Origin of the sequence: Ferruginibacter sp. (assembly GCF_031430955.1) — a bacterium.
Taxonomy (GTDB): Bacteria; Bacteroidota; Bacteroidia; order Chitinophagales; family Chitinophagaceae; genus Ferruginibacter.
On record NZ_JANPCM010000551.1, the window covers coordinates 1 to 6439 of the forward strand.

General features: G+C 38.6%; 5 protein-coding genes. 2 read left to right on the forward strand and 3 right to left on the reverse strand.

The features are described 5' to 3' along the window. Positions 1 to 1422, reverse strand: a 1422-nt coding sequence (locus tag ACY65O_RS15500; protein ID WP_462221767.1) for a tetratricopeptide repeat protein, incomplete at its 3' end; no start/stop codon positions are given. 122 nt (positions 1423 to 1544) lie between these two features. Between ACY65O_RS15500 and ACY65O_RS15505 the strand changes: the two genes are divergently transcribed. After that, positions 1545 to 2438: a caspase family protein gene (locus tag ACY65O_RS15505; RefSeq protein ID WP_462221768.1), complete on the forward strand. Its 894-nt coding sequence runs from the start codon at positions 1545 to 1547 to the stop codon at positions 2436 to 2438. Between the two features lie 237 nt (positions 2439 to 2675). Here the strand turns inward: ACY65O_RS15505 and ACY65O_RS15510 are convergent, their stop codons facing one another. Both ACY65O_RS15510 and ACY65O_RS15515 read right to left on the reverse strand, forming a co-directional pair. Next, on the reverse strand, positions 2676 to 3572 hold the full coding sequence (locus ACY65O_RS15510; protein WP_462221769.1) for a hypothetical protein: 897 nt from the start codon (positions 3570 to 3572) through the stop codon (positions 2676 to 2678). 230 nt (positions 3573 to 3802) lie between these two features. Beyond that, entirely contained in the window at positions 3803 to 5503 is a 1701-nt protein-coding gene (locus ACY65O_RS15515; protein ID WP_462221770.1) for a GMC oxidoreductase, read from the reverse strand. 296 nt (positions 5504 to 5799) lie between these two features. On the opposite strand from ACY65O_RS15515, the gene ACY65O_RS15520 reads away from it, so the two are divergent. Beyond that, positions 5800 to 6439 (forward strand): hypothetical protein (locus tag ACY65O_RS15520; protein ID WP_462221771.1); only part of this gene is annotated, 640 nt, incomplete at its 3' end.

The following is a 6439-nucleotide window of genomic DNA, read 5'->3' on the forward strand; positions in this document are numbered from 1 at the left end:
CAGCTCTTCTGTTATCACTTCTTCAATTGTTGCTGTAAATGCAGCATCATCTGCGGCTACTGGTGATGTATAGTTTGGTGGCATAGGCTTTGTAAGCTTAGCTATCACTAACTTTTCCAGCCGGTGATGCAGTGGTACCAGGCCTGCACCAATTACTACCAGTACAAGCAACTCTAATACTTTATTATGGTGCATCAATTGTTCTATTAAAGGATGCAGTAGTAATATCAAAAATTCGAAGAATAATAATAATGATACCACTCCCATAAAGCGTACTACATTCCTGTGTATGCGTATCCTGCTTACCGCCAGGGTAATAATAAAAAACGTAGGTATAAAAATACAGATGGCCAGTATTTGCAGTTGTTGCAGCCTCGTTTCTTTTTCCCGTTGCTTTTGTTCTGCCAGTTCTGCCTGGCGCAATTGTTCATTACTGCTTATGATCATAGCTTCCCTTGTTTTGGCCTGGCCTTTTAAAGAATCGTGTAAGGCTACCGTTAGTTCCATATAGTTAAAAGCACTGTCGTATTTTTTAGTGTTCTTATAAAAATGGCTGAGAAAACCGGCGGCATCCAGTTCCCTGCTCAGGAAACCATCGTTTCTGCCTGTTACAAAAGCAAGCCTTGCATAATACAATGCAGAATCGGGCTGCCCCATTTTTTGAAAAACATTGGCCAGGCCAAGTGCTGTTTCGCAAAGCATATCATTATTGGTACCATCGCTTAAAAAAAACAATGCCCTGCGGTAATTGTCCATTGCTGTGCTATCGTTCCCTTCGGCAGATTGTACATTACCCAGGCCAAGTAATGCAGCACCCTGGTAAAAATTATTCTGGTTATTTAATACTGTTTTTAAAACTGCTGAAAAATAATAATTAGCAGAATCCATTTTCTTCATCCGGTAAAAAGTTTCTCCCAGGTTTATCTGTATCCTGTTTTGCAATTCTTTCTTTACTTCTTCGCCTGCAATCTGTACAGTAGAGTCGGCTCTGTGCAGGTAACCCAAAGCGTTTGGGTAATCGGCCAGTAAAATATACATGAGCCCGATATTATTTAATGCACTGGCATAGTTACGGCTGCTGCTTCTTTTTTCTTCCAGCTGCAGTTTTTGCATATAGTTTTTAAGTGCTGCGGAATAATTGCCCAGCAGGTATTGCCCGGTAGCCATTACTGCCAGCGAACGGCTTTCTCCTTCTTTATACTTTATATGTTGTGCCAGCAAAAATGCTTTTTGCGCTAATTGTAAAGTGGTATCGGGTTTAAAAAACTGGTATTGCTCGGCAAGTTTCCAAAGTAAGGTTACCCTGTTGCTGTCTTGCTTTTCTGTTTGCAATAAGCGTTGCAGGCTGTCTATTTTAGAAGATTGTGCAACAGCAGTGCTGCAATAAATAACAAAAAAAATCAGGCAACAATATCGGAGCATAGACTTATGCAGTTAAGGTTTATTGTTGCAAGTTATTGCTCATTCTGCTATTTTCAATTATTTTTAAGGTGTGGTGCTTTTTTTAACTCCTGCCAATACCAATAAACTAAATTGTATCAATTATGCCAGCCAGTAAACAAATTCCGTTTTCGCAGCTATTGGAAAAATTTAAAAAAACAATGAACGGGGAGAAGGTTAAAAAGCAACCCAGGTTGGTGCTAATTATCATGGCCAATACCCACGATGCCGCATTAAATGAAGGTTGCGTAAAAGATGCCAATGCCGTTAAAAAAGTATTTGCAGATATTTGCAAACATATTCATTGCGATCTTTGTGCTATAGAAATATCGGGCCACAATTATCATCGTGATAATTTGATACAGGCTGTGGACAGTATTATATTGCATAATGAAAATGATGTGACCCTGTTTTATTATTCGGGTCATGGTTTCAGTTACCAGAAAGACAGCAGGCGCAAGTATCCACAGGTAGATATGCGTCCGCATAACGACCAGGTGCAATACAATAAAATTGATTTTATAGAAAAGCATACCGAAAACCTGGCGGTGATATTAAACATCATCCGTTTTAAAGGTGCCCGTATCAATATTGCAATCGGCGATTGCTGTAATACTAATATACCTTTTAAACGGCCGCTGAAGAGTGAAAAGGATATGAACGTAGTAAAAGGTATTATGCCCGGGTTAAGCAAGGCGCTCACTAAAAAATTGTTTACTGATGCAAAGAATGCGGTATCTATATTGGTATCATCATCGCAGCATGGCCAGCCTGCAATAACTGACATGGCAATGGGCAGTATATTTACCCATCACTTTACAAATGAGTTAGCCAATACCATTTCCAATAAACCTAAAGGAAGTCAATACCTGCCATGGTTAAGGCTTTTAAAACAAAGTGCCAACAAAGCTTTTAGGGATAGTAAGGGTTATGATGTAGGTGACGGAAAGAAGGGAAAACAAAAAGCGGTGTTTGAGGTGTTTATTGATAAGGAGTAATTTTTTTATAGAGTATTTAGCCTTCGTCTATGCTTTAACAAATCATTTTCTGTAATCTCCACAGTCTTTTATAAGCAAATACATTAATTATTCTACAATCACCCAAACTGGCGTAAGTGTTAGCTTGTATAATGATTAAATTGAAAACGAAATAATAATGGGATCATATGGTGCCTTTGCGATTTTGCCCAATTGTATTGGGGTGCTGCAAAATAAAAATTGCTATTCTTTCTTTTTCTACCTGTAAACAAATAGTAATTTGGTTTTAAGAGAAGTGCCATTTTGGTTATTGTTTACCCGTGCAATTAATGGATACCCATCTGACCGGAAAGTGTAATCATAAGTAATAGAACCGTAACTTGATGTTTGTTGCGATATAAGGTTACGTGGAGCATATGAACGGTTTGCAATATTCCCTATGCCGGGGATTCTAAAATATCCATTACTGTAACTGGCAGTAAGGCTGTAAAATGGATTTGGGTTAGACAGATACGAAACATTAGTTGTAAATATAGTAGGCGTGGGCTGGGGGAAGCCATTTACAGAACTAACAATTGTGTCCCTTTGGGCAATAATATTATTATTTACAATTGTAAGATATATTTTCTGTACTTCAGTAGCTGTATAAGAGTTTTGAGGTACCCAGTTTTGAAAATTTCGGGTAATTACATTAGCACTGTAGGTAAATTTATTACGTGCAGTTCCAGGGGGAAAAGTAAGTCCATAGTCAAAAACCATAGTATCACTATCATACCTGCTATTCACAAATTTATAGTAAACAGTATCAGCCGACATAAAATTACTGCCTTTAAAAGCTCTTTGAGTTTTTCGGTAGGCGAATGTATCTGTACCAGTGTACTCAATTTTATTTATAATATAATAAATACTGCCAGAATAGGTTGTAAGACTTGTAAAGGAATCTATAATAAGTCTGTTCAGGTTGTCGTAAGTAAAACTCCAACGATTTATTGTATCTGCCGGAGCAGCCTTTGTTGTATCAACTTCATAAACCTTTGTGAGTATTGTTCCAAACACTACAGGTGGAGGGGGAACAGGTGATGTGTTCTCTGATTTTGAACATGAAGTAAAACTTATTAAAACAACAATGGCGAAGAGGAATGTATTTATTTTCATAAGGGTTCTTTTTTTGTGTACTGATTTCATGTTAAATATATGCAATAAGTATTCACAAGCAAAAAACTTTTTAATGCTTATTTGCACAGGTGTTTCGGAGTACATCCTGTTCTTCATAATTTTTTAAAAAAATAAAAACGATAGCAAAAATTGCCTGTTCCAGAAAAAATACTCAATTCAATGTTTGCTTTCTTCGTCAGCCCTTTTTATTATTACTGAATTTACCTCCATCATAAATTCCCTTTCCTGATTTCCTTTACCGCATAATCACAAGCTCTTGCCGTAAGCGCCATATAAGTTAAAGAGGGATTTTGGCAGGCGCTTGATACCATGCAGGAGCCATCGGTAATAAATACATTAGGTACTTCATGCATTTGGTTAAATTTATTCAGCACCGATGTTTTTGCATTATGGCCCATTCGGGCAGTACCCATTTCGTGATTGGCATTACCTGGCGCCGATATTTCTGCCCTTACAGTAATATTTTTAAACCCGGCTGCGGTTAACATTTCCTCACCCTTTTTTACCATATCGGCATGCATGGCTTTTTCATTTTCTTTAAACTCACAATCAATGGTAATAATGGGCCTGCCCCATGCATCTTTTTTATTATTGTTTAAAGTAATCCTGTTATCCGCATAGGGTAAACACTCGCCGTATGCATAAAGGTTCAGCTGCCACGGGCCGGGTTCTGTTAAGGCATCTTTTAATTCCTTGCCAATAACGGCACTGCCTGCCTGCCTTGGCCGGGATGCGTTGGCACCAAAATAATAGCCACGGATATAGCCGCTTGCTGTATCATGTATATTTTGAAAGCGGGGAATAAATAATGGCGTTGGCCTCCGGCCAGAGTAATACATATCTTCAAATCCGTCAACACGTGCTGTAATGGAAATTCCTTTGTGATGATCCATCAGGTTGCGGCCAACCTGGTCGCTGCCGTTACCCAGCCCATTGGGAAAACGGGTTGAAACAGAGTTGAGCAAAATAAATGCAGTGGCTACTGTGGAAGCATTAAGAAAAATAAGCCGGGCATAAAACTCCTGCGTTTGATTAGTTTCTGTATCTAAAATTTCTACACCTGTTACTTTTCCTTTTTGTTCATCATAAATTACTTTATTTACCAGCGAATGTGGCCTTACGGTGAGGTTGCCGGTAGCATAAGCAGCAGGCATGGTACTGGCATTTGTACTGAAGTAAGCACCGAACGGGCAACCACGGTGGCAAAGATCTCTTGCCTGGCATTGCCCCCTGCCCTTAACCGGCTGCGTTAGGTTAGCTGTACGGCCCATAATTACTTTTCTGCCGGGGTAAATATTTTCTATCTTTTCTTTAAAATGTTTTTCTACTGCATTCATTTCAAAGGGTGGTTGAAATTGCCCGTCGGGTAAATGCGGTATGCCATCCCTGTTGCCGCTTACACCAATAAAAGACTCCACATAATCATACCAGGGCGCTATGTCTTTATATCTTATCGGCCAGTCTACACCGTTACCATCACGAAGGTTGGCTTCAAAATCAAGGTCGCTCCAGCGGTAACTGGCCCTTGCCCACAACAAAGAACGTCCTCCAACAATATCGCCACGTATCCAGTCGAAGCGTTTTGTTTCTTCATAAGGATTTTCCTGGTCGTTAATATAAAAATGTTTATTGTCTTCCCGGTAAGAGTAATGCCGGCTTTGAATAAAACTGCGCTTTTTATCTTCTGCAGATAAACTGAGGTGATGCGGGAATTCCCATTGGGCTTTGTTAGCAGTAGGGTAATCAGGATGCTGCACATTGCCACCACGTTCCAGCAGTAATACTTTTAATCCTTTTTCACACAATTCTTTGGCGGCCCATCCGCCGCTGATGCCCGAGCCAACAATGATGGCATCGTAAGTATTTTGTGGTGTTGCTTTGTTGTTTATATGGAGTGAATCGTTGGGCATAAATAAAAAATTTTTGTAAATATACTTTTACTTCGCAAAGTACAAATGTGGCACAAAAATAATTATGAATTATCACTCAGCAGTTATGAGAGGAGGAAAATTGCAGAACACTTGTGATTCATAACTGTTTGCTTTCTTTTAGGCATTGGTTAAAAACCAAATAGTACCTAAAAAAATAGTCTGTAAGTTTTAGCTATGCTTCTAATTTACTGAATATTTTTTCTTAAATTTAAATTTGAATGCCGTCAATAAATTGTTGGAGCATGATATTGTCTTTATTTTTTAAATTTTAAAATTTGTATAATCTTAACCAATATATTGTAGATACCCCGGCCCGCTGCCACCGGCTTAGCTGTGGTGATTCTTTATTTACTGTGTATAATTGCGGGCTCGACAGTAAATTTGCTGATCTGTGGAGCCACAATAATTATATCATCTATGTGGCAGAGGGAAGAAAGATATGGCATACTGCACATGGCGCTTATAATGTTGGCCCTGGCAGCTGTGTTTTTATAAGACGGGGTGCCGCCATTGTAGAACAGTTTTTAGAAACCGAATTTTGCTTTTATCTTTTTTTTGTGAGTGATGCATTTATTTGTGAAGTATTGAAAACAAAATCAAAACCACTTTTTGTATCTCAAAAAAAATACCAGTCTATTATTCCTATTGAAAGCAGCGAGGCAGTGCATTCATTTTTTAAATCGATGCTCCCTTATTTCAATGCCGCTGTTTCGCCCGATCAATCGTTACTGCAATTAAAATTCAGGGAATTGATTCTTACACTGGCCGATAATGAAGCCAACGGGGAGTTGCTATGTTATTTCTGTGGCTTATTGCATGCACCGCAGGCAGTAACTTTGCAAACAGTGATGGAAGATAATTTTTGCTTTAACTTAAAAATGGAAGAGTATGCTAAATTAAGTTATCGCAGTTTAT

Bases quoted from the DNA above. Each gene is read 5' to 3' on its own strand.
- ACY65O_RS15505 (WP_462221768.1), top strand. From the start codon at position 1,545: ATGCCAGCCAGTAAACAAATTCCGTTTTCGCAGCTATTGGAAAAATTT.
- ACY65O_RS15510 (WP_462221769.1), bottom strand. From the start codon at position 3,572: ATGAAAATAAATACATTCCTCTTCGCCATTGTTGTTTTAATAAGTTTT.
- ACY65O_RS15515 (WP_462221770.1), bottom strand. From the start codon at position 5,503: ATGCCCAACGATTCACTCCATATAAACAACAAAGCAACACCACAAAAT.